General features: G+C 49.0%; 16 protein-coding genes. 10 read left to right on the top strand and 6 right to left on the bottom strand.

The window, feature by feature from the left end:
• Positions 1–192: 192 nt before the first annotated feature.
• From FVR03_RS00285 to FVR03_RS00275, 3 genes are all read right to left on the bottom strand, one after another.
• Positions 193–5,427: a T9SS type A sorting domain-containing protein gene (locus tag FVR03_RS00285; RefSeq protein ID WP_147919750.1), complete on the bottom strand. Its 5,235-nt coding sequence runs from the start codon at positions 5,425–5,427 to the stop codon at positions 193–195.
• 165 nt (positions 5,428–5,592) lie between these two features.
• Positions 5,593–6,597, bottom strand: coding sequence for a hypothetical protein (locus FVR03_RS00280; RefSeq protein WP_147919749.1), 1,005 nt, complete (start codon positions 6,595–6,597; stop codon positions 5,593–5,595).
• A 535-nt stretch (positions 6,598–7,132) separates the two neighbouring features.
• Entirely contained in the window at positions 7,133–10,879 is a 3,747-nt protein-coding gene (locus FVR03_RS00275; protein ID WP_147919748.1) for a metallophosphoesterase, read from the bottom strand.
• Between the two features lie 259 nt (positions 10,880–11,138).
• Between FVR03_RS00275 and FVR03_RS00270 the strand changes: the two genes are divergently transcribed.
• Positions 11,139–11,666, top strand: coding sequence for a 3-hydroxyanthranilate 3,4-dioxygenase (locus FVR03_RS00270; RefSeq protein ID WP_147919747.1), 528 nt, complete (start codon positions 11,139–11,141; stop codon positions 11,664–11,666).
• Positions 11,667–11,734: 68 nt separating this feature from the next.
• Here the strand turns inward: FVR03_RS00270 and FVR03_RS24860 are convergent, their stop codons facing one another.
• Positions 11,735–11,869, bottom strand: coding sequence for a hypothetical protein (locus FVR03_RS24860; RefSeq protein WP_255473973.1), 135 nt, complete (start codon positions 11,867–11,869; stop codon positions 11,735–11,737).
• Between the two features lie 66 nt (positions 11,870–11,935).
• On the opposite strand from FVR03_RS24860, the gene FVR03_RS00265 reads away from it, so the two are divergent.
• The 5 genes from FVR03_RS00265 (at position 11,936) to FVR03_RS00245 (ending at position 19,662) form a co-directional block, all read left to right on the top strand.
• Positions 11,936–13,012 (top strand): amidohydrolase family protein, encoded by a 1,077-nt coding sequence (locus FVR03_RS00265; RefSeq protein WP_222707154.1) that lies wholly within the window; start codon positions 11,936–11,938, stop codon positions 13,010–13,012.
• A 295-nt stretch (positions 13,013–13,307) separates the two neighbouring features.
• Complete coding sequence (gene kynU / locus FVR03_RS00260) at positions 13,308–14,585, top strand: kynureninase (protein ID WP_147919746.1); 1,278 nt, start codon at positions 13,308–13,310, stop codon at positions 14,583–14,585.
• Positions 14,586–14,714: 129 nt separating this feature from the next.
• On the top strand, positions 14,715–16,178 hold the full coding sequence (locus tag FVR03_RS00255) for a potassium/proton antiporter (RefSeq protein WP_147919745.1): 1,464 nt from the start codon (positions 14,715–14,717) through the stop codon (positions 16,176–16,178).
• Between the two features lie 107 nt (positions 16,179–16,285).
• On the top strand, positions 16,286–16,639 hold the full coding sequence (locus tag FVR03_RS00250) for a hypothetical protein (protein WP_147919744.1): 354 nt from the start codon (positions 16,286–16,288) through the stop codon (positions 16,637–16,639).
• Positions 16,640–17,415: 776 nt separating this feature from the next.
• Positions 17,416–19,662 (top strand): monovalent cation:proton antiporter family protein, encoded by a 2,247-nt coding sequence (locus FVR03_RS00245; RefSeq protein WP_147919743.1) that lies wholly within the window; start codon positions 17,416–17,418, stop codon positions 19,660–19,662.
• Positions 19,663–19,711: 49 nt separating this feature from the next.
• Here the strand turns inward: FVR03_RS00245 and FVR03_RS00240 are convergent, their stop codons facing one another.
• Entirely contained in the window at positions 19,712–20,062 is a 351-nt protein-coding gene (locus FVR03_RS00240) for a hypothetical protein (RefSeq protein ID WP_147919742.1), read from the bottom strand.
• Entirely contained in the window at positions 20,019–20,267 is a 249-nt protein-coding gene (locus FVR03_RS00235; RefSeq protein WP_147919741.1) for a universal stress protein, read from the bottom strand. The genes FVR03_RS00240 and FVR03_RS00235 overlap by 44 nt, the downstream gene beginning before the upstream one ends.
• Before the next feature lie 398 nt (positions 20,268–20,665).
• On the opposite strand from FVR03_RS00235, the gene FVR03_RS00230 reads away from it, so the two are divergent.
• The 4 genes from FVR03_RS00230 to FVR03_RS00215 all read left to right on the top strand — a co-directional run bounded on the left by FVR03_RS00230 (position 20,666) and on the right by FVR03_RS00215 (position 24,331).
• Positions 20,666–21,562 (top strand): mechanosensitive ion channel family protein, encoded by an 897-nt coding sequence (locus FVR03_RS00230; RefSeq protein ID WP_147919740.1) that lies wholly within the window; start codon positions 20,666–20,668, stop codon positions 21,560–21,562.
• Between the two features lie 404 nt (positions 21,563–21,966).
• Positions 21,967–22,146, top strand: a complete 180-nt coding sequence (locus FVR03_RS00225) for a hypothetical protein (RefSeq protein WP_147919739.1) — start codon at positions 21,967–21,969, stop codon at positions 22,144–22,146.
• Positions 22,147–22,161: 15 nt separating this feature from the next.
• Entirely contained in the window at positions 22,162–22,752 is a 591-nt protein-coding gene (locus tag FVR03_RS00220; RefSeq protein ID WP_222707153.1) for an alpha-ketoglutarate-dependent dioxygenase AlkB family protein, read from the top strand.
• 196 nt (positions 22,753–22,948) lie between these two features.
• On the top strand, positions 22,949–24,331 hold the full coding sequence (locus FVR03_RS00215; RefSeq protein WP_147919738.1) for an FAD-dependent oxidoreductase: 1,383 nt from the start codon (positions 22,949–22,951) through the stop codon (positions 24,329–24,331).
• Positions 24,332–24,350 lie beyond the last annotated feature (19 nt).

Genomic DNA, 24,350 nt, shown 5'->3' with positions numbered 1-24,350 from the left:
ATTAAATGGTTATTAAGGAAACTTTAAATGGTTGCCACATACCAGATTATTCTAATGATTTTGCCCTCCCAACGGGTTTTTAACAAAATTTTGTCAAGGGTCTACCTATCTTTTGACCGCACCTCCACCAGGAGCTTCATAAAAAAAGGCTCCTCTAAATGAGAAGCCTTTTTTGTCGGTATCAGAACCTGCTTAGTGTTTTATAAAGCTGATGGTTTGGTTGGTTCCTGCTCCCTGAATCTGGAGGATGTATTTTCCGGTAGACAGGTTGCGAAGGTCGAGTTGCTGCTCTACTTCACTGTTAAGCACTTTCTGCTGAATTGTTCTGCCTTCCATGGTGATGATGCGGATCTGGTACTGGCCGGCTGGCAACATCGTCATATCCAGGTGTGCAATAGCAGCAACCGGGTTCGGGTAAAGCTTTGCCTTTGGCGCTTGCTGAAGGTTGCTTGTTGAAACCGAAATTACGAAGCTGTACTCAAAAGCTCCATCAAAATCGACTTGCTTTAACCTGTAGAAGACAGTGCCGGAAACGGGCTTGGCATCTATATAAGCATAATTGATGCGCACGCTGGAGTTGCCTTTGCCGGCTACTTTTCCAATGGTCTGGAAGTTCTTGCCGTCGGTGCTTCTTTGTACTTCAAAATAGGCGTTGTCTTTTTCAGTAGCTGTTGCCCAACGTAATTGAACGCCATCTTTTTGGGCACTTCCGCTAAAGCTGATCAAGGTAACCGGCAGCACTGTCTGAACATCAATAGCTCTGAAAGAATATTCATACAGGCCCTCTATTTCGGTCTGAATTTGCAGTGATGCTCCGCGACCTCCATTATCGATGTCGAATAAGTCGATAATACCATCGTTGTCTGTGTCGTGGTAATAGGGGTTGCCTGGTGTCAGGTAGGCCGGGCGGCTCTGGCCTGGCGCCTGCTGCAGCCATGCCGGAATACCATCGGCGTTCAAGCCTGTTTGCAGGTACCAGCCTCTGTTGTTCGCCAGTTCAAAAATTCTTGCCCGCTCAATCAGGTCATCACCAGACTGGCCATTCTCATTATCATCAAAGGCTTCTATAAAGTCAGGAACTAGGTCGCTGTCACTATCCAGGTCCAGGTAATCAGGTATGCCATCGCCATCGGTGTCTATTGGCACTATGGCAACACCACCCACAGCTGGGTCGTAGCCATCTCTAAGGCCGTTCAGGTTGCTGTCTGTGCCTAAGCTGTTAATGTAACCAGCAGTTGTCTGTGCTTCAATGTTGTCGAGTATGCCGTCATTGTCAGAGTCCACATCCTGGTAATCAGGTTTTCCGTCTCCGTCTGTATCAGGGTTAGGAAGATTAGCAGCTGTAGCAGCTACCGGCATACCGTTTGCTGCTACAGCACCTGTAAATATGCCTCTGATAGCATCGTAGCCAGCAGCAGTTGGTACAACACCTCTGTTTGCCTCTACTGCGTTTACAATGCCGTCTCCGTCCTCATCTATGTCGAAGCCGATAATTTGCCCGTCGAGGTCCATATCGAAAATATCGTTTATACCATCGCTGTTCCTGTCGCGGAAGGCACCGTATAGAGGGTGCACGAAGTCAGTATCGAGGAAGTTGGGTATTCCGTCTCCGTCTTCATCTGCCAAAGGATCGATGCCACCCAGCATGTTGTCAACGAGGCCGTCGTTGTTTCTGTCTATATCCTGTGCGTCAGGTACACCGTCTCCATCAAAATCGTCAGAGATGGTAAAGGAAACCTGGCTTGTATCAACACTGCCATTGGCATCGGTTGTTGCAATAGACAAAGTATAGGTGCCGGGTACAAGTAGTGTACGCCTTTCTACCTCTAATTCACCGTTGCTCAACAAACGAATACCTGCGGGTAAAGTGCCTTCCACTACCTTTGCACTTACAATAGGACCATCCGGGTCGGTTACTTCAGCAATGTTATAACCTACTCTTACCGAGAACATATGAATAACAGGACGTACTACTTCGTAAGTTACAGGTCGGTCTACAGCTGTTATAAAGATATAGGTAATGTTGTTGCCGGTTGGGTTTATGTTATCGTTTCCACCATTCGAATCGAACTCATTGGCGGCATATTTATAGCCGATGCTGTTCAATTCACCTAAGCGGGTTGGCTGGGCCAGCAAAGTAAGCGTATCTGTTTCATTTACTCCTAAATTTCCAACTGTCCAGAGGCCTGTAGCCGGATCGATGGTGCCTTTGCTAGGCCTGCCGCTGCCAGGAACCAGTATTAAACCAGGAGCAACGCCTGCTGCTATAACAACACCTGTGGCGGGGTCGGGACCAATATTGCTGGCCGTAATGGTAACCTGATATTGGCCACCAACATAATACGGACCGCTAACTACAGAGCTGCCTACGGCAATATCGGCACTCGCAGTTCCCTGAATGGTGGCTGACTGGCTATTGTTGCTGGCATTGTTATCGTACTGCTCGGAAGACTGAACAGTGGCAGTGGTAGTGTACGAGGCAGCAGCCTGTGGCCTTACCGTTAGCACGAGCGTCTGGGCATTAGCCTCGCCAGGCAGTACATCGGTGCCGAGGGTCCAGAGGCCGGTTGTCGCATCATAAGCACCAGCGGTAGCAGTGGCACGCACAAAAGTTAAGCCGTCCGGCAGCACATCTGCAATCACCACACCTGAAGCCGCATCGGGGCCATTATTTTGAAGGACTACTGTAAAGCTTACTTCTTCTCCGTTGTTAAACGTTGCAGAAGAGGCTGTGTTGGTAATGGCCAGGTCGGCAACAGGTAGCACATTCAGTAAAGCTACAGCGGTATTATTTGCCTGATTTAAATCAGTCTGGTCTTTCTCTGTTACACCACCTCCCAGGTTTAAGCGGCCTGTTCTGTTGGGTACACCGGTAATTTCAAGATAAGCAGACTCGCCCGGAGCCAGGGTGCCTACATCCCATATACCGGTTGCAACAGAGTAGGTAGTGCCGGGGGAGGTGGTGAGGCTTGGCAGGATAAAGTTAAGAGTACCGGTTCGGGTATCCATCCCTTTCAGGTTCGTCACTACATCCGGACCGTTGTTCGTAACGGTCATTCTGAAGGTAGCCTCCGTTACATTGTGGTAAAAATTACCTTCCGGATCGTTGCTGGTAACGGTTACAGTAGTAGCTACATCTACCTGCTTATTAACCGTAATGGAGGTAGTAGCCGTGTTGTTGTTCGGGTTGCTGTCGGCCTGAGCCGGTGTTCCCGAAGCAGTAGCTGTAAAGTTATACGTTTTTGCACCAGGTACACTGGTGTCTGGGGCTGGCTTGCCAATCAGGAATAGTTCTGTATAGGCTCCTGAAGCTAGTGCAGGTATGGTCCAGGTATTGTTTGTATTTGAATAAGTTCCTCCTCTTGGATCTGCGCTAACGAAGGTCATGCCAGCCGGAAGTGCAGCCATAATGTTAACATTGGTAGCAGCATCCGGGCCATTGTTGGTAATTAAAACACGGAAAGGTACCTCGTTGCCGGTGTAGTAGTTTGTTTGTGGTGTAGAAACAGTTACTGCAATATCGGCTGTGATGACGCCAGAACCTGATGTAATGGTGTTGGAGGCGCTGTTGTTACCGGCAACGTTGTCGAATTCTGTATGCGTTTGTGTAGCAGTAGTTGTAATTACCGCACTTTCATTTATAGTAGCTTTTATAGTTAGGGTAGCTGAGGCTCCATTGGCTAAGGTACCTACAGTCCAGATGCCAGAAGCTGCTACATATGAGCCTGTCGTTGCTGTACTTTCCAGGAATGTGAGGTTAGCAGGAAGTTTATCTGTTACCACCACATTGGTGGCTGCACTTGGACCATTGTTTTTTACTTCTACTGTGTAGGTAACCGTTTCATTTGTTGTATAACCATCTTCTAAATCGGCCGGAGCAGAAACTGTGTTTGTAACAGCTACATCGGCTGTGGCGCCTACAGTAATGGTGCTGGTAGCCGAGTTATTGGCTGCGTTATTATCGAACTCAGTATGAGTTTGGGCAAGTGTTAGGTTTATGACTCCTGTCGCAGTTGGAGTTGCTGTTAAAGTAAGGGTTTGTGTAGTGTTCGGTTGGATGGTACCAACTGTCCAGGTTCCTGTGCTGCCTGCTAAAGTCACTGTTCCAAGCGATGCTGTAAAGCCTGTAAAGTTAAGACCTGCAGGTAAGGCTCCACTTAGAATAACATTTGTGGCATTGTTAGGGCCATTGTTCGTTGCCTGTATGGTGTAGGTAATGCTACCATTCTGGTTTGGGGTAGCATTGGAGACTACATTGGTCACCGCCACATCAGCCGATGGCGTAACCGTAATCGTATTGGAAGCTGTGTTATTATTTGCGTTTTCATCAAGTTGATGATTAGCTCGGCTGCCTAGTGTAGCGGTGGTGGTAATAGAACCCAAAGTAGAAATCCTGGCTGTCAGGGTTAAGGTTTTCGTTTCGTTTACGGCCAGGTTTCCAACGGTCCAGTTACCGGTGGCCGCATCGTAACCGGCAGGTACTGCACCTTCCAGGGTTAAACCAGCCGGAAGCCTGTCTGTTACCACAACGCCTGTAGCTGCATTGGGGCCAAGGTTGCGTGCTGTAACGGTGTAGGTCACCAGGTCACCATTGTTAAAGGTGGTTCCACTGGCGGTATTCCTGACCTCTATGTCGGCAGCTGGCACAACGGTAATAGTGGCCGTGGCGCTATTATTGCTTGTCACATTGTCGGGTTCTGTGTGCGTTTGCGTGGCAGTGGTAGAAATAGTGCCTGTTACACGCGGGCTGGCTGTAATGGTCATGGTTTGCGTGGCGCCAACTGCCAGAGAACCCACAGTCCAGACACCAGTATTCACATTATAAGCCGAGCCAACAGAAGAACTTATAAAGTTTAACTGATTAGGATCGAGCAAATCTGTTACTCTCACATTGGTAGCCACTATAGGGCCGTTGTTGGTGACTGTAACCGTGTAGGTAAATGGTTTGCCTACGGTATAAGGGCCAGCAGAAGCTACGTTGGTCACACCTACGTCGGCACTACAATCATAAGTGAAGGTGCTGGTGGTGTTTTGCACATTGGTAAAGCCGTAGGTCCAGGTGTTTACGGTTCTAAGGTCGCCGGCAAAGCTAGAGGATGAGCCCCAAGGGTTTATGCCTGTTGTATTGGTACTGGTTGGAGCCGAGCCAAACAAGTTGCTTTGTGGTGTAGGAAAGGCAGAAGTAGGCAGGTTGGTGTGGTCCCAGTACAGTTCAGAAGTGTAGCCTGAACTGGGCAGCGGCCTTACATCAGCCACTCTGAAGCCATCGTTCCACTCGGCATCCCACATCGGGAAGTTGATTGGGGCAGAGGCATTTTTAAAGTTGTACGTTAAAGTTGTGTTGGTAGGGACTCTGTTGCCCAAACCATCTAAGCCACTCCATTCAACTGTTCTGCTGCCGCTCGATCCTGACGATTCGATTAGCACATCAGCTGTGTTGGCTTGGTAGCCTGCGGTGCCGTTACGCTCAATATATACCAGGAAGGTACTGTTCTCGCTGCTGTTAACAGTAAAGGTAGCTTTACCACCTCCTGTAGCGGTGTTACAGCTGTTTACCTGCGTTACCGAAAAGGTTGGTGCAGTAGCACTGGGCTAGATACTAGGGTCAGGGTCGTTTACAAAGTTGAAAAACTCAGGGTAATCGGTAGCACCGGTCTGGCTTTTTCGTCTTTCTGCAAACGTAGATCCCGTACTTGAATTAGAGCCGAAGCGGTTGGTCACAAACCTGAAAAAGTTCTGTGGGGCAATGCCAGCTAGTTCGATCTTTTTTACAAAATAACTGTTTGTCTGGTTCTCGCTCGGAATAAGCGGAAACATGTTGAAGTCTTTTGAAAACACGTTATCTGCTCCACCAGCAGAAAAAGACCACAATTTACTCCGCATACGGCCTTGTCGTTCAGCACCTGTCGAGTTTTCTATTACTGTAAAATCCCAAAGGTCATACACCGAGAAACGGCGGCCATCGTCTGTCCAGGTAGATTCTCCTGCCTGTGTAAACTCCACATAATAATCGTAGTCTGTACCTGTGTTATTATTGATCATCAATGGATTATAGCCAGATACTGCCGAAGCTTGGCCTATAGCCGGGCGGGTAGGACCAGCTAAAGCCAGTGCAGGCGTATTAATAACACCAGCCTGGTTTGTTAGCAAAAGCATGGCTCTGGTAGAATTAATATTGGCATTCAGGGTAACCGAGTAAGAATAGTTAGGATCATCTACACCCGTAGCAGCATTCGTACGGCGTAGAGTAATAGTTAAATTAGCCTGGTTGGCAGATGTCTGATCGTGAATGGCACGACGTACGCCATAATACATTCTCTCTCCATTTTTTACCCGAATGTAAAGCCGGTGATCTCTGGAATAGGTGGCGCCATTTCGGCTAAAACCGGCTGGTTTTAGGAAGCTAAGTGAGGTAATACCTACTCCTGATGCACTCGGGAAGTTCGCATCATGCGCCAGATAGCCAGCTCTGTCGTTGCCAGGGTTGGTAAGAGCCAGCGAATTTAAGTTAGGCGTCAGTTGTTTAGAACCTTCTCCTAGCAATGTAAGAGGCAGCAGCAGTAAACCTAAAAACAGGAAGTGTAGAATTCTAATCATACATTAAGTTTGTTTGAGGTTGATTTGGAATCGGAAACGGTTGAAATTCTGTTGAAGTATAACAAGATAAAACTTGTTGGGTTAAGTTTAATTTAAAGTAATAAGTTCAAAATTATACTATTATTTTAAATAGAAACATTCCTGTATGAAAAAAAAGAAGGAGTAGCTGTTGCCTGGACGAAGAAAATTACTTAAAATGTGCTATTTTGGCGTGTGGTGGCTGTTTTGTTAAGCTGATATTGGATGATTTAAACCTTATGAGTTACGTATTAAATTTATATTAAATTCAAAAAATTTAAAATATTATAGAAATCATTTTAATATAAAAAATCCTATATAAAGCGTTTTTTAAAGTTGTTAAATTCTTAGATGATGAAATATTTCCGCTGTTAATAATTGTATCATCTATTCTATGTTACTACACAAGATATATCTGCTGAAGCGGAGGTGCTTTTAAAGCTCTGTGTATATAAATTCGTAAGTACTGGTACAGCTCACTCTGCTCATTTAATTGAGGATTTTTTCTGCAGGGATATTAGAAGTAGAACCCATGCTGTATATTGATGAAGGAACCTTGGTCAGAATGAGCGACAGTGCCAGAAAGTACAATGCGGTTAAAAAGCGACATCCAAATGCCCCCGCCATAGGCGCTGTGCCAGCCACCGGTATGGTTGGTGCGGGTCCAGACGCGGCCATTGTCGTAAAGGCCAAGCACACCTATTTTGCCAGGGAAAAGGTATAACCGGTAATTGAACAAGGAGACTCGCATTTCGAGGTTCGTATAAAGGCTCCTGTCGCCAATGAACCTGGATCGGTAAAAGCCGCGCAGGTTCTGACTGAAGTCTGGCAGTATGCCTCCGCCCAGCATGCTGCCCTGGTAAAAGCTGTATTTTCCGGTGTTAACCACGCCACCTAACCTGCCGGCAAAAGTTACCTGAAACGGCAGGCTCGGGCTCATGTAGTACCGCACTTCGTATTGGTAACGGCTATAGCGCCCGACGCCCCTGTGCAGCCCCTGCAGCCAGTTTGCCTCCAGGTTTATAACCAACCCGCGCATCGGGTTGTTGTCGTTGTCTTTTACGCTGGTTTTAAAAAAGGCGCTGGCACCAAAGTAATGCTTATGGCCAAAAAGCTTGGTGTCTTGCTCCGGCAAATAGTCTGCTACCCAGCTGTTGCGGCGCTCACTCAGATGGTAATATTCGTACAGAGGACCTGCACCAACTGCAAAGAAAGAACCAAAAGGCTTTTGCAGGGCGCTCGATAAATGCACCGTCCGGAACTCTACCTGCTGCACCAGATCAGGGGCATCGGCGGGGGCAGGATTGTTGCCATAGCCACTAAACCCCATGCTGTAATAGGGGGCGTAGGCCCAGGCCTTGTTAATAAGGTCCAGGTCATAAGCAAAGTTCTTCAGCTCACTTTCGTAAAACAGGCGGGCCATGCCCGTGGAGAGCGCCCGCTGATAAAGAAACGTATGCCGCGAGCCGTAAGGGTTGCTCCTGAATTTGTAGGAACGATACTGCACACCAGCCCCCACCACTACACCATCGGCCTGGTTGTACAGCAAACTCATGCCGGGGCCGAAATGCGTGTAGAAAAACCTGTCGGAAGCAGGGCTGTTAATGAGTTCGCCAGATGTAAAGTCGGCCTCTGTTTCGGTTGTGTTGTCTACTAAAAGAGCATCGTTGTTAGGGTTATGAACATTATAAAGTTCTACATGTGGAGCAGCCAGTGTATCGCCGGAGTAGGTGTTCTGGTAGCGGCCATGTCCTCTGTGCCCGATAATGCGAACAAGAATGTCTTTTTTAGCTGGTTTGCTACCGCTGATGTGGTACTGGTCCTGACCGCCCAGGCCATACAGGCGCACTTCTTTTGTTTCGGAAGGAGAGAAGGTGCGGCTGTAAAGCAGTGAGTCGGGAGTGTTGCCGATGGCGTAAACACGTACTTGGGTCGTACCATTCTGCTGCCGTACTACCTCAAACCGCTCCTGCTGTTCGCTGCCGTACACATCTACATACCGGGAGAGCAGGTGCGCGTATTTTTGCGCTACCTCCTGCAGCTGCATGCGCCGCGACTTTAACTTGGCGGCTATCTCATTTCCATGAAAATGGTATACTTCCGGTGGCATCTGGCGCACCGCCGAATCCAGTACCTGGTCGGTGAGCGCTTGCTGCAAAGAATCGGCAATGGCTACCCAATCGGCAGGAGTCAGGCTCCCGAGCAAGCGCCGGTCCAGGTTACGGGCTTCGTTGTTCAGGTCTTTGAGGCGCGTGATGTTGTAGCTGAAATGCTGCAGCTCCCGTACCCCCCATGCCCGGCTTGCCAGCCAAGGCACAAGCCCGTTAAAGTAAAAAAAGGCATTATCGCGGTCTTCCGGAATAGGCAGGTACACAATATGCTCGTTTTGCCTTGTCTGTGCCCAGTCGTACTGCGCCTCGTGCCTGTCCCAGTCGCCAACAAGCATGTCGAGGAGGCGGACTTTAGCGAAGGCTCTGGCATCTATAACGTGTTGGTGGTTGCGCTCCAGTTCCAGCAATAAGCTGTTGTAACTAAGCACCGGAGGAGAAGGTTTATCAGAAAGCAACTCCGCATGGTAATCTTCTGCATCTGGTTCCAGGTAGCCGAGTTTATTTTTGAACTGCTCCTGGTATAGCCCCAGGCATGCCTCTTCCGACAAAAAATAGAGCGTTGGAGAGGTGGTGAGAATGCAGGCTGCTTTTTCGAGGTGGCTGACTACAAGCGGCGCGTAAGGGTGCTGCGAGGGGAGCCAGGTATCGCGGAGCTGTTCTATGGAGCCCGCGTGCCGGTAGCGCATGGGCACCGTCAGGAGCGAGTTTCGGAGCAGGGGCCTGAAGCTGAACTCAAACCCATTGGTGTTCTGCAGCCGGAGCAGGTACTTATCCTGGTTTGTGCTGACGCCATAAGGTGCCAGTTTGTGCTCCGGACTGCCCAGGTTCAGCAGGGGTACCTGCACTGGCGTGTTCCATTCCTGTTTGTAATGGCGACGGAGCAGTAGCCCGGCCAGCGGGTGCTTGTCCAGCCCGTTGGGGCTGGGGGTAAGGGTGGTGTGGCTGTCGGCCAATAGGGTGTCGGGGCAAACAGTAGTTGCGTCTGCAAACTTCCTGTTGTAGAGCTTTTCACGATAATTAACCTGGCCGGTTGTACCGTCACCTTCAGGAGTCCAGAACTCGGTCCAGGCATCGCCGTTGCTGTAGTAAAGCAGCTTTACAAAGCCTTTCTCGTTGTGCACAAAGGTAGCGTTGTTGCCTCTTTCGGTATGGTTCGATTTGCAGCCCGACCCGCTGATGATGTGCACAAACCGATCGGTGCGGTGCAGTTGCAGGTTGTGGTCGTGGCCGGCCGTGTAAATAATATTGTCGTAGCGGGTAAAGATGCGGGTAAGCTCGTTAATGAGCTGTTGGTACCGGAAGTGCGGAATATCCTGGTCTACACCTCCAAACTTCCGGAAGAAAGGATAAAGCGAACCAATAACCGGCAGGGGTATGTACAGGCCATCGCGGATGAGCCGGAGCGGGAACAGGTGGTCCAGAATAGAATAGTAGCCGCCGTGGTTGCTGTTACTGAAAAACGGATGGTGCGCCGATACCACCACGTGCTTGCCTTTGCTCTGCTCCAGTATCTGCTCTATTTTCTGCAGCATTTCTGTTTCGTTGGTGGCCTGGCAGCCGCTGTTGGGGCCGTAAGGTTTTTCGTGCCGGTGCAGCCACCACTGCGAGTCGAAGCCAATAAACACCACATCGTTGTGCAGGGTAGCGGTAAAGGGGCCGGGGCAGCCATTGTCGGGTACAAAGGTGTTGCCACGGTTCAGCTTCTGCTCCACGTACTGCTCCTGCCTGTTAATTTTCTCCAGACCTTTGGGGCCCATATAATCCCAGTCGTGGTTGCCGGGTACAAAAAACACCTGGCCCTGGTAATCAGCTGCCAGGTTTATCTGGTCGTCGAGGCGTTGCTCCTGCACGTCTCTGCCAGCCGCACCTTCTTCTGAAAGACCGTTGTGGTAGAGGTTATCACCAAGCACTACCAGCGTGCTGTTCGGGTCACGGTCCAGCTGCGACTTGAGTAGTTTAAATGTGGGTTCCTCTGGTTTGGGAGCGCCGGCATCGCCCAGCAAATACACCGTGTAAGCCAGCTCAGCGGTATCGGGTAGCTGCTGTTCCTGCCAGTTGCCGGCTTCGGGGCCATAGTATATTTTGCTGCTTCGGCAGGAGAAGATATTGAGTGCGCAAATAAAAAGTAGGGTGGCCTGTAAAGCGTGTTTCATGATTGTTGGGTACAAGTAGCAGGGCCTGCACACACGGTACTTTTTTACTAAGATAGCGTGTGATCCGGAAAACTGGCTGCCTGGCTGTTCTGCTTATATACTTTTAATCGGGTCCTGAGTTTAAAAGATTTTCAGGAGCCACAGGTGCTGCCCTGGCAAGTGTTATTTGTTCAGATAATCTTGGTTACCTGGAGGAGCCTTTTGCCTGTTTCTGCCGCTTTTTCGTAACTTGGGTTATCATCAAAAACAAGAAGAGAAAATGGCTGTAGCAAAACCTTTCAACTTTAAGCAATGGATAGAAGACCACCGGCACCTGCTGAAACCACCTGTAGGAAACCAGCAGGTTTTTAAAGCCAACGACGATTTTATTGTGATGGTGGTAGGCGGCCCCAACGCCCGCAAAGACTACCACTACGACGAAGGCGAGGAGTTTTTTTACCAGCTGGAAGGCGACATTGTACTCAAGATTATTGAAGACGGCAAACCTGTGGATATCCCGATAAAGGAGGGCGAGATATTTTTGCTGCCGCCCAAAGTGCCACACTCGCCGCGCCGCCCCGCCAACACCATTGGCCTGGTAATAGAGCGCTACCGCAAGGCAGGCGAGCAAGATGGTTTTCTGTGGTTCTGCGAGAACTGCGGCACCAAACTTTACGAAGAATATGCCGACGTAACCGACATAGTGGGGCAGCTGCCTGTAATTATGAACAATTTCTGGGAAAACGAAGAACGCCGCACCTGCAAAAACTGCGGCGAGGTTATGGCACCACCTTCCAAACCTGCCTAAACCCTTGACCCCTTTTGATCTGTTTAAGCTTTGGAAGGGCTTTTTGATTAGAATAATTTGGTTTTACGTTAGTCAAAAGTATTTCTAGCGCGAGCGTCTTCGCTCGTGATGCTTATTTCGGGGCCTCTGGCCGCATGAAAGTAAAGCCATAGTTCGGGCGGAAGCCTCAGAATAGTAGACACGAGCGAGGACGCTCGCGCCATAATTAATTGTTGCTTCAGTAGGTACCGCTCGTATATACTAGCTCCGCCACTTCCTTTTACTCCAACATGCCAAAACAAACGCCTTCTATACTGCCTCCTGCCGATCTGTTGAAGATCGACATACACACGCATATCCTGCCCAAAACGTGGCCGAATTTGCGGGAGCGCTATGGCTATGGCGGTTTTGTGCGGCTGGAGCACCACAAGCCCTGCTGCGCCCGCATGATGATGGATGGCAAGTTCTTCCGCGAAATTCAGGACAACAGCTGGGATCCAACTGTGCGCCTGCACGATTGCAACGGTACAAAGGTGGGGGTGCAGGTGCTGTCTACGGTGCCGGTCATGTTTAACTACTGGGCCAAACCGGAACACACCTACGACCTGTCGCGGATGCTGAACGACCACATTGCCGGTGTGGTAGCCGATTACCCCGACCGTTTTGTGGGCCTGAGCACCTTGCCCATGCAGGATGCCGACCTGGCCATAAAGGAGCTGGAGCGCAGCATGAAGGAATTGGGCATGGCCGGTATCCAGATCGGCACGCATGTGAACGAGTTTAACTTAGATGCACCTGAGCTTTTTCCTGTTTTTCAGGCGGCAGAAGAACTGGGGGCCGCCATTTTTGTGCACCCCTGGGATATGCTCGGCAAAAAACGCATGACCAAGTACTGGCTGCCCTGGCTGGTAGGCATGCCCGCCGAAACCACCATGGCCATTTGCTCCCTCATATTTAGCGGTGTGCTGGAGCGGCTGCCAAAGCTGCGGGTGGCTTTTGCGCACGGTGGAGGTTCTTTTCCGGCTACCATTGGCCGTATTGCGCATGGCTTCGAGGTGCGCCCCGACCTTTGTGCCGTAGACAACAACGTGAACCCACGATCGTACCTGGGCCGCTTTTACGTAGACTCGCTGGTGCACGACCCGCTGGCCCTCGACTACCTGGTGCAAACCCTCGGCTCCAACAGTATCGCCCTCGGCTCCGATTACCCTTTTCCGCTTGGAGAGGCAGCACCTGGCAAACTCATCGAGTCGATGGCATACGATGCTGCTGAGAAAGAACGCCTGCTGCACGGCACGGCACTGGAGTGGCTTAACCTGCAGAAAGAGCAGTTCGTGAAAGCCAGCACCAGCTCAGCAAGAAGATAGTTTTCGTCCTTATACCCTTGACCTCCTTTTAGCAAAATACCTTCGGAAGGCCATTTTCATTAGAAAAATTTAATTGTTAGTTGTTGATTGTTAAATTGTTTAATGGCTAAATGGTTGACTCTTTAATTTAAAGATTTACCGTATGCTGTTCATCCTGTAAACTACCGGGTAAGGGCCAATCATTAGTTTGAGACACACGATCAGCCTCTGCTAAACCACCACAATTAACTATATTAGCCGAAAAGAGTACTAAACACTACTTGCAAAACAAACCTACTACCACAGCTACAACCGCATGAACTACAGCAATACCCTTGCCTTTGCGCAGGAACAGGACCAGAAAGACCCGCTCCGGCATTTAAAGGATCGTTTCTACGCGCCTCAACTAAACAAGCAGGACGCGATTTACTTTTGCGGCAATTCCCTGGGGCTTCAGCCAAAATCGGCGCAGGCTTACCTCGACCACGAAATGCAGAACTGGGCCGATTTTGCCGTTGAAGGCCATTTTAAAACCGACACACCCTGGCTGCACTACCACGAGCTGCTGACAGAGGCAACAGCCCGTGTAGTAGGAGCCAGGCCGCTGGAGGTGGTAGTTATGAACCAGCTCACCGTAAACCTGCACCTCATGCTGGTATCGTTTTACCGGCCGCAGGGCAAGCGCTTCAAAATTATAACCGAAGGTGGTGCTTTCCCATCGGACCAGTATGCGCTGGAGTCGCAGGCAAGGTTCCATGGCTATAACCCCGATGAGGCAGTGGTGGAGCTGTTTCCGCGGGAGGGTGAGCACACGCTGCGAACCGAAGATATTCTGGCAAGTATAGAAGCTCACAAAGAGGAACTGGCGCTGGTAATGATGGGCGGCATTAACTACTATACCGGCCAGGTGTTCGATATGGAGGCTATTACCAAAGCAGGCCAGGCGGCAGGTGCCTTTGTAGGCTTCGACCTGGCACACGCTGCCGGTAACGTGCTGCTGCACCTCCACGACTGGAACGTAGATTTTGCCGTGTGGTGCACCTACAAATACATGAACTCCGGCCCCGGCGGCACCTCCGGCGTATTTGTGCACGAGCGCCACGCCCACAACGCTGCCCTGCCGCGCTTTGCCGGTTGGTGGGGCCACGAGGTAAAAGAGCGGTTCCAGATGAAGAAGGGCTTTATACCCATGCCTGGTGCGGCTGGCTGGCAACTAAGCAACGCCCAGATTCTGCCCATGGCTGTGCATCGTGCCGCGCTGGAGTTATTCGATGAAGCCGGTATGGAGCAGTTGCGGGCGAAGAGCGAGCAACTAACCGGTTTCCTGGAGTTTCTGATAGATGAGATAGGAGCAGACAAAAGCCAGCTGGAGGTAATTACGCCCCGCGACCCGCAGGCACGTGGCTGCCAGCTTTCGTTGCTGGTGAAGCAGAACGCCCGCCAGCTTTTCGACCTGCTGATGGAAGCGGGCATTATTGTCGATTACCGCGAGCCCAACGTTATCAGGGTGGCACCCACGCCCCTGTACAATAGCTTTGAAGAAGTATACCGTTTTGCCGAAGTGTTGCGCGTTTGCCTAACCGGAAAGCTGTAAGGCAGATACCAGCCCTGTGCAACCCTGAGGGCTAAAAGGACTTTTTATCTTCGGAAGGACATTTTTATTAGAATAATTTAAATAATATGAACTTTTGTGAATTAAATTTATGATGAAAAACAGCAGCAGATGAATTTTACGATCGAAGACATATTACTTGGAGCCTCAACCTTACTGCTTATCAGTATAGTAATTAGTAAAAGTTTGGGAAGGTTTGGCATTCCTGCCCTGATCCTGTTTCTGGGAGTGGGCATGCTGGCTGGTTCAGAAGGGATTGGCCGCGTTCATTTTAACGACCCTCTCTCAGCACAATCTATCGGGTCCATCGCACTAACTCTGATCCTTTTCTCAGGTGGTTTGGATACGCGCTGGGAGAGCATAAAGCCTGTGCTGTGGCGTGGCGTGTCGCTTTCTACGCTGGGGGTTTTTATTACGGCGATGCTGCTCGGTACATTTGTTTCCTTAGTCGCGGACTTTACATTGCTGGAGGGCTTGCTACTGGGATCTATTGTTTCCTCGACCGATGCGGCTGCGGTATTCTCTATTCTTCGTTCCAAAAACATCGGACTAAAGAACAACCTGCGCCCTACCCTGGAACTGGAGTCGGGCAGTAACGACCCCATGGCGTACTTTCTTACTGTTAGCCTTACATACTTGGTAATGAACCAGGAAGAGGCTGGCATTCTGCAGTTGGTGCCCATGTTTTTTCTTCAGATGAGTATTGGCGCTGTAATGGGCGTGGTAATGGGGCGGGTTATGGCGTGGGTTATTAATAATATCAAATTAGAGCAAGATGGGCTATACCCTGCTCTAACTCTAGGGATGGTTATTTTTACGTATGCCTTCACCAATCTTATTAGCGGTAATGGCTTTCTGGCGGTTTATGTGGCGGGTGTAATCCTTGGCAATAAGAACTTCATACACAAAGGCAGTTTAATTAAATTTTACGACGGAGTGGCCTGGCTCATGCAGATTCTGATGTTCCTCACGCTGGGGTTGCTGGTTTTTCCGTCGCAGATAATACCAGTAATAGGCACAGGAGTACTTATATCTATGTTTCTTATATTAGTGGCCCGCCCGATAAGTGTCTACATTGGTCTTGCTTTTTCAAAGTCTTCGAACAAAGAGAAATTGTATATATCCTGGGTTGGCCTAAGAGGAGCTGTGCCTATTGTGTTTGCAACTTACCCCTTGTTGGCTGGTGTCGAAAAGTCTGATATGATTTTTAATATCGTATTTTTTATTGTGCTTACCTCTGTTATGTTGCAGGGTACCACCCTGTCAGTAGTAGCCCGATGGCTCAACCTGAGTGAGCATGATACACGGCCTAAGAGAATCCGGTTGGGGGAGGAGATGGGCTACGATGCCAAAAATGCGCTGGTGGAACTGGTACTGCAAAGCCAAAGTACGGCAATTGGAAAATCTATTGTAGAACTGCAGTTTCCGAAAACCTCGCTTATTGTGTTAATAGACAGAGGTGGCAAGTTTGTGACGCCCAACGGTGCTACTGTGTTGGAAGAGGACGATAAACTGCTGGTAATGGTAGACGACGAAGAAGAACTGGTAAAAGTTAACCAGGCATTAGGCCTATAGACCTGTGCAAGTATGTATGCTAAATTAAAAGCACGGCTTTCTTTTTGGCGCAAAAAAAGCTAAATTCGCGGTTAGAGATGCTAAACCTGAAGAACATAAGCTACTTTTTGCGTTACCCCTTAATGGCGGTTATGCTGCTCTGGGCGTTTACCTTGCCAGGGCAGGAGGTAGAAGTATACCGTTTTCTGGTTAAAGGTGCAGTTGCCAGTACTACCCACAGCCTAAGAGCCGAATACTCAGGTAAAACCACTGTTACAGAGCAGGCGGTACAGGTGTTTCTCGATGCCAAAACCTCTTCTGCTATTGTTGTAAACCTGCAACAGGCGCTGCATAACCCATTGCTGCCGACTGCCTGTGCTTTTCCTGTAGCACAAATTATTGCTGATTGCCCTGTAACCACAGCAGGCGCAATTCTCCTGCAACAGCTACTGGCAGTTGCTGTACTGCCCAACGCTCCCTAATACACATCCTCTTCCTGCTGATCCTGGCCAAGCTGTAACATATCGATACTGGTATGGCATAGGTCTTTTTATGACTGTTTTCACCTGATTTAAACAGGTTTGCAGAGCTGGCTGCAAAGAAAACGCATGCTCCCGCACCCCTCTTTTACAATGTATTTCCTGTAAGGCGGGAGGCTGTTGTGCTGCCTGCTCTGTCAGAAATTTTACCCTAGCAAGATGATGAATTTCTCAGCCCGGATCTTCTGGCTCTCTTAGGAGTTTCGCCAAATTAGAAATAATGGAAAAGGTACTGCAATGGCCCATTTAGAAGCACTTTCATCAGTTTTTTAGTTGGGAGTTGCTGATTTGTTAAGACAGTTTTACTGTTCTAGGAATTTTGGCAGGTATGTTCTTTCCGAAAGTCAGCCTGTTTTGGAACACTGATGAAAAGAGCAGATTAAAAGCAGTGCTTGTTTACGGCCTGTTGCTGTTTTGCACAATGCACCTGCCATAGGCTGTGCATCGAGTAAAAAATTATGGCATAAATGCAGATGATTGGCAAATCTCTCTGCTTTGTTCTCGTTTAAGAAATGGTTTTAAAAATTGCCGGGCCAGTATGTCAGGCACCATGCGTACAAGGGTAGCCATAAACCGAATGATTAGAATAAAAATGGCATTCCGGAGGTATTTTGGCTTCAGGGAGCTACACCTATAATTTTTCGCTAACTTGTAGGTGGGGCAAACCTGGCTCCAGCGGTTTTTTATAAATATTAAAGAAGTTAATTATAAAATAGTAGATGGCACATTTACCACACTTGGTTACAGATCTTGGCTTAATACTCGGAGCTGCCGGTATTATGACGCTGCTTTTTAAGAAACTTAAGCAGCCGCTGGTGTTGGGGTATATTATTGCAGGTATTCTGGTCGGTCCTCATATAGCTCTTTTCCCATCCATCATCGAAATTGAGAACATAAATATATGGGCCGAAATAGGCGTTATATTTCTACTGTTCAGCCTGGGCCTGGAGTTCAGTTTTAAAAAGCTGGTAAAAGTAGGAGGAGCCTCCTCTATTATGGCGCTCGTGGAGGTGGTGGTAATGCTCTTATTGGGCTACCTGGCCGGCAAACTAATGGGCTGGTCTACTATGGATAGCATCTTCCTGGGTGGCATTCTCTCTATCTCCTCTACCACCATTATCATCAGGGCGTTTGATGAACTGGGCGTAAAGTCGCAACGGTTTGCGGGCCTGGTGTTTGGCGTGCTCATTGTGGAGGACCTGGTGGCTATTTTGCTGATGGTGCTGCTCTCGACGCTGGCCGTGAGCCAGCAGTTTGCGGGCTCCGAAATGCTGGCTGCCGTGCTTAAACTGGCCTTCTTCCTGATTGTGTGGTTTCTGGCTGGTATTTTCCTGATTCCGACTTTCCTGAAAAGGGCCAGCAAGCTCATGAACGACGAAACACTCCTGATCGTGTCGATCGCGCTTTGCCTGCTGATGGTTATACTGGCTGCCCAGGTTGGCTTTTCGCCTGCACTGGGGGCCTTTATTATGGGGTCTATTCTGGCAGAAACAACCAAAGCCGAGAAAATTGAACACCTGATAACATCCGTTAAAGATCTGTTCGGAGCCATCTTCTTCGTATCGGTGGGTATTCTGATAGACCCTGCCATGATCGTGACCTATGCCGGACCTATTGCCATTATTACAGTGGTAACGCTGGTTGGCAAGTTCCTCAGCATTGCAGGCGGCGGACTTATTGCAGGACAGGGCTTAAAAACTTCTATTCAGTCGGGCATGAGCGTGTCGCAGATTGGGGAGTTCTCGTTTATTATAGCCACACTGGGTCTTACCCTGAACGTGACCAGCGATTTTCTGTACCCGGTGGCAGTGGCGGTTTCGGCTATCACCACGTTTACTACGCCTTACATGATCCGGTTTTCGGAGCCACTTTACCGGTCGGTGGAGGCTGTGCTGCCAGCTAGATGGATTGCCTCTCTCAACGAATACAGCTCCGGCGCCCAAACCATAAACACCACCAGCGACTGGAAACTGGTGCTACGGTCTTATGCCATTAACCTGGTGGTGTACTCTGTTATTATTATTGCTATTGTCTTGCTCTCAGCGCAATACCTGAATCCGTTTATCTCAGAAACTTTTATGAACGGGAACATGGGCGACCTGGTGACTACTGCCATTACACTTGTGTCTATGGCTCCTTTTTTATGGGCGCTGGCTGTGCACCACCCGCAGGAAGAGGCGCAGGGCCGCATCTGGGCCAACCGAAATTACCGCAGCCTGATTATAGTGCTGGAGTTTGCCAGAATAGTTATTGCTATTTTGTATATCGGGTTTCTGCTGCACCAGTTCTTTTCGGTGCAGGTGGCTATTCTGGTGGGGTTGGTTATTATTGCACTCATGGGTGTTTTTTCAAAAAGAATCCAGAGCTTTTACATCAAAATAGAGAACAGGTTTATGTCGAACCTGAACGAGCGCGAGCGTAGCGAAGCGAGAAAGTTGCATCATACCCTTACCCCCTGGAATGTGCACCTGACCAGCTTTGAGGTACCGGCCACATCGGTGGTAGTGGGGCGAACGTTGGTGGAGTTACAGATTCGGGAGAAATTCGGGGTAAATGTGGCAGTAATTGAGCGTGGTGAGCGTACCCTCATGGCGCCCACCCGGCACGAGCGGGTGCTGCCAAACGACAAGGTCTACATCTTCGGCACAGATGAGCAGATAGCCTCTTTTAAGGAGTTTATTGAAGCAGAAGCAACACGAACATCAGACGACGAGCTCGAAAAAGAAGAAATAAAGCTGCAAGGGCTTATGGTTTCGTCAGACTCTGTGCTGTTGCATAAAACCATACGGCAGTCGGGCGTGCGGGAAAAAACCAAAGGCCTGATTGTGGGCATCGAGAAAAACGGCCAGCGTATACTGAACCCTGACTCTGAGCTGGTGTTTGAGGAAGGCGATCTGCTCTGGATTGTGGGTAGCCCCTGGCGCATAAAGCAGCTGGAAGCTACCAAAGGCAAGGAACATGTTTAAGTCTTTTGCTTCTTGTTTTTTAGCAATACCAGTAAAAGAGCCTGGTCGTTTAAGCCATTTCATGTGTAATGCTGTCAGTGAACAAGTCTTCCCAAAGGCTTTTCGTACTTAGGAAAAAAAGCAGCAGGTCTGTAGCTGTTGTCGCTACATGCTCTTTCAGCTTCTTTATTTTATTGGAGTTGAAAATAAAAGAAGAATCAAAAGCGAACTCCTGCACACGTTCCTCCAGCTGCTGCTGTAGCAAGAAGGTCCGAGGCTCAGGTTTATTGGTAGTATTGTGTAAAATAAACAGTAAGTGCAGGTTAGAGCTATAGCTGCTGGCAAACTTAAATGCCGGGTTAATGCCCGACCTGTACTCAAAGCGCTGCGGCCTGATTACGAAGGTAGTGTTTAGTAACAAAGCCTTTAAACCTGAAATCTTTGGGAATAATGGGCCAAGGCTTATTTGTTCTCTTAATTATTTGCTGGGTATTGCTCCCGGAAATGACGCATTGCAGGCCGGTTAAGCCTGTGTTGCCCATACCAATAAAATCGGCATTTCGCTGCTCTGCCAGGTGCAGAACAGATTCAATAAACGAAGTAAACAGCACTTTTGCCTGGTACATAGCCTTTTATGGCAGATGTGCAATTGCTCTCTAAGCCTGTTGCACATCTTTAGAGAGCTTCTCCTGTCACTTAGCCTGCTCCGCTCCTTAAATAAACTCCGCATTAAACACTCTGTGGGGCTGTAGCTGGTACTATTGGTTTCGGCATAACATGCACAAAAATTACTTTGCCACCGTAATGCTGAGCAAGCTACATGGCAACGCCTGGCGCATTATGAGCGTTCTGAGAAAAATTAGAGAGTACAAGTATCCTGAACATGGTTTCGTGTTGTTAAGTAAGTATACGTGCTAAAGTAGCCTGATCGTTAAAATTCGGAAGAAGAGGTATGGCCGGGTACCCAGGTAGCGAAAAATTCAATATAAAAAGAACTTGGTTTAGAAGATAAAAAACAGGATACATGCGTAGAGTACAACATTGGATAGAAGAAGCTTTAGGTCTTACACCTTCCATTCAGGAAGATATCATTTCGTCGGTATTTGTGCTTGTCGGGCTTTGGATTATCAGCAGGCTACTGTTGCGGGTGGCATCCAGGCGGCAAACAGACTCCCGAAAGCTGTACCAATGGAAAAAGACGACAAATTACATTGTTACCGGGCTGGGTGTCATGGCGCTGGCCAATATCTGGTTCAATGGCTTTCAGTCTATTGCTACGTACCTGGGGCTGTTATCTGCCGGCTTGGTGGTGGCCCTGCGCGACCCTATTATGAACATGTTTGGCTGGGTGTTCCTGATCTGGAAACGGCCTTTTAAAGTAGGCGACCGAATAAAGATAAACGAACATACCGGCGATGTAATCGATATTGCTTTTTTCCAGTTCACACTGAACGAACTCGGGCAGTGGGTCGATTCGGAGCAGGCAACAGGGCGGGTAGTCCATATTCCGAACAGCCACGTGTTTACGAAATCGCAGATCAATTACAACTATGCCTTCCCGTTTCTGTGGCACGAACTGCAGGTGCGGGTAACATTCGAGAGCAACTGGCAAAAAGCGCGCGAGCTACTGCTGGTAATTGCTGCCAGACACACTGTGCAGTTAAGCGAAGGGGCACAGGAAATAATCCGGAAAAACGCACAGCACCACCTCATTTTTTACAAAGACTTTAAACCGCGTGTGTTTTCCAAAGTAAAAGAAAACGGCATACAACTTACCATTCGCTACCTCTGCAACCTGAATGGCCGCCGCGAAAGCGAGAACAAAATATGGGAGGAGATGCTAATGCAATTCTTAGCCTCTCCCGACATTCGGTTCGCCTACCCAACCACCAGGTTCGTGCAAAGCGACGGGCAGGAGTAAGCCATATAAACACTCTTAGGTCTTCATACCCTGGAATGGTTTTAAGCCAAAACTCCTTCGGAAGGCCATTTTCATTCGGATAATCTGATTGCTGGTTGTTAATTGCTGGTCGTTAAATTGTTTAATGGCTGACTTCAAGATTGAAAGATGTGAAGTTTTGGATCTTTGAAAATTGAAAGCATCCTTTAATCCTGAAAATCCTGATTCAGACAAAAAAATAGTATTCAAAGCCTGGCCTGAAAAATGTCTTAAATCCATCGGAAGGCCATTTTCATTAGAATAATTTGCATGAGTATGCTCCCGGCAGGGGCCTAAATCTTGCTATTCATAGCGGCACAACTTATCTCTGCTGTTTGGCGTCTTCCGCTGGGCGACTCCAAACGTATTATGCATAAGCAGGAACTATGTTCCGGATGGGTTACCAGGCAGACGATGCTGCCTTATTAAAGGAAACCGGCGTAAAATATATTCTGGAGCCCTTCAAAGATTCGGCTGCGCAGGTAGCTGATATGTTCCAGGGTAAAGTGAAGAAAGATGAGAAGAAGGCTGCTAAAAAAGGTGGCACAAGAAGAAGAGGATACTAAGCAGACAGACCAGTAATGGAAGCAGAAACCTGGCAACCTTTGCCCATGCCCGATGCAGAGGTTTATTATGAGCCGACTTTTTTCAGTAAAGAGGAGAGCAACCGCTATTTTAACGAGCTGCAACAGCAGGTAGGCTGGCAGCAGGAGCACATCCGTATGTTTGGCAGGCAGGTGGCAATGCCGCGGCTTACCGCCTGGTACGGAGACAAAGGCTACACCTATTCTGGTTTGCAAAACGAACCGAAACCCTGGCTACCGCTGCTGCTGGAGCTGAAACAGGCTGTGGAACTGCGCACCGGCAACCACTACAACAGCGTATTGCTCAACTACTACCGCCAAGGCTCCGACAGCATGGGCTGGCACGCCGACAATGAGCCGGAACTGGGGCAGAACCCAAGCATAGCCTCCCTGAGCTTCGGCGGCACCCGTAGGTTTGGTTTCCGGCAAAGGCAAAATAAGGAGCAAAAGAACCATTACCTCACGCTGCAACACGGTAGTTTGCTGCTCATGCAGGGGCCTACACAACATTTCTGGCAACACAGCATCCCCAAAACCGCAACAGCCGTAGAACCACGCATCAACCTCACATTCAGGTTTGTATATTAAGTGCGCTGCTTTCTTAATTGCCTTTGTCAAATTAAGCCGTTACTTTACAAACTAAACAGGTTTATTCTGATGAAAAAAAACAGAAGACAGCGTTACCTGTCTCTTCTGAACCGGAACTAGAACCTTCATATAATTCAGACGCAGGAGGAGGTGCTACTTCTTTGCCTTACGCCCTGCAACTGGTGCCCTTTACCATATGACCGAAAGAAAAAATATCGCTATTGTAGGAGCCGGCCTTGTTGGTTCGCTGCTCTCGTTATACCTGGCGAAGCGAGGCCACAAAATAGATTTATATGAGCGGCGTCCCGACCAGCGCCAGTTCGCCGAAGACGGCGGGCGCTCTATAAACCTGGCTCTGAGCGACAGAGGCTGGCGTGCCTTGCGCGGCATTGGCATAGAAGAAGAGGTGCGGCAGGTGGCAGTGCCCATGCACGGCCGCATGATGCACGACGACAAAGGAAACCTTTCTTTCTTGCCTTATGGTAAAGAAGGCCAGTTTATTTACTCGGTTTCCAGGGCAGGGCTAACAGTGGCGCTGGTGAACCTGGCAGAAAAAAAAGAAAACGTGAAACTGCACTTTAACCGGCAGCTCACCCACCTCGATGTCCGGATAAATGAGCTGCAGCTGCGCAACCGGGATACAGAAGAAGTGGAGCGCATTAAACCAGACATACTCTTCGGGGCCGATGGTGCTTACTCGGCTGTTCGGAGCGAAATGCACAAACGCGAACTTTACGATTACTCCCAGAGCTACCTGGAGTACGGCTACAAAGAACTAACCATTCCGCCAGCTGCAGGTGGTGGCTGGCAACTCGATAAAAACGCCCTGCACATTTGGCCGCGCGGCAATTATATGATGATCGCGCTGCCTAACATAGATGGCAGCTTTACCTGTACCCTCTTTTTCCCGCACAAAGGCCCTCTCTCGTTTGAGTCCATTAAAACAGAAACGCAGCTTTTTGCCTTCTTTCAGAACAGTTTTGCCGATGCCATACTCCTTATGCCGGACCTGGCGCAGGAGTATTTCGCCAACCCGGTTGGGTCGTTGGTCACCATAAAGTGCTTCCCGTGGTCTTTTGAGGGCAAAGCCATGCTCATCGGAGATGCCGCACATGCCGTAGTACCGTTTTACGGGCAGGGCATGAACGCCGGGTTCGAAGACATAACCGTACTCGACCAGATGCTGGACAACTTTACCGGCGACTGGCGCGACTTGTTTGAGCGTTTTGAGCGCAAACGCAAACCCGACGCCGATGCCATTGCCGATCTGGCAGTGCTCAACTTTATAGAAATGCGCGACAAAGTAGCAGACCCGCGTTTCCTGCTCCGCAAAAAGATAGAGGCTAAAATAAATGAGAAGTACCCTCACACGTGGCTGCCGCTCTACTCCATGGTTACCTTCTCCGACCTGCCATATTCTTATGCCCTCGAAACAGGCCGTAAGCAGGATGAGATTATGGAATTGGTAATGCCACATATTCAGGCACCAGAGGATTTCGGGAAGCAGGAGGTGCAGGACCTGCTGCATAAGTTGCTGCAGGAGGAGGAACGGTTAAAGCCGTATAGTAAAGTAAAATAACTAAACTAACTGGTTAAGT

The sequence above is a fragment of the Pontibacter qinzhouensis genome (genome assembly GCF_008017455.1).
Classification (GTDB): Bacteria; Bacteroidota; Bacteroidia; order Cytophagales; family Hymenobacteraceae; genus Pontibacter; species Pontibacter qinzhouensis.
This window is presented reverse-complemented; position numbering and strand designations above follow the sequence as displayed.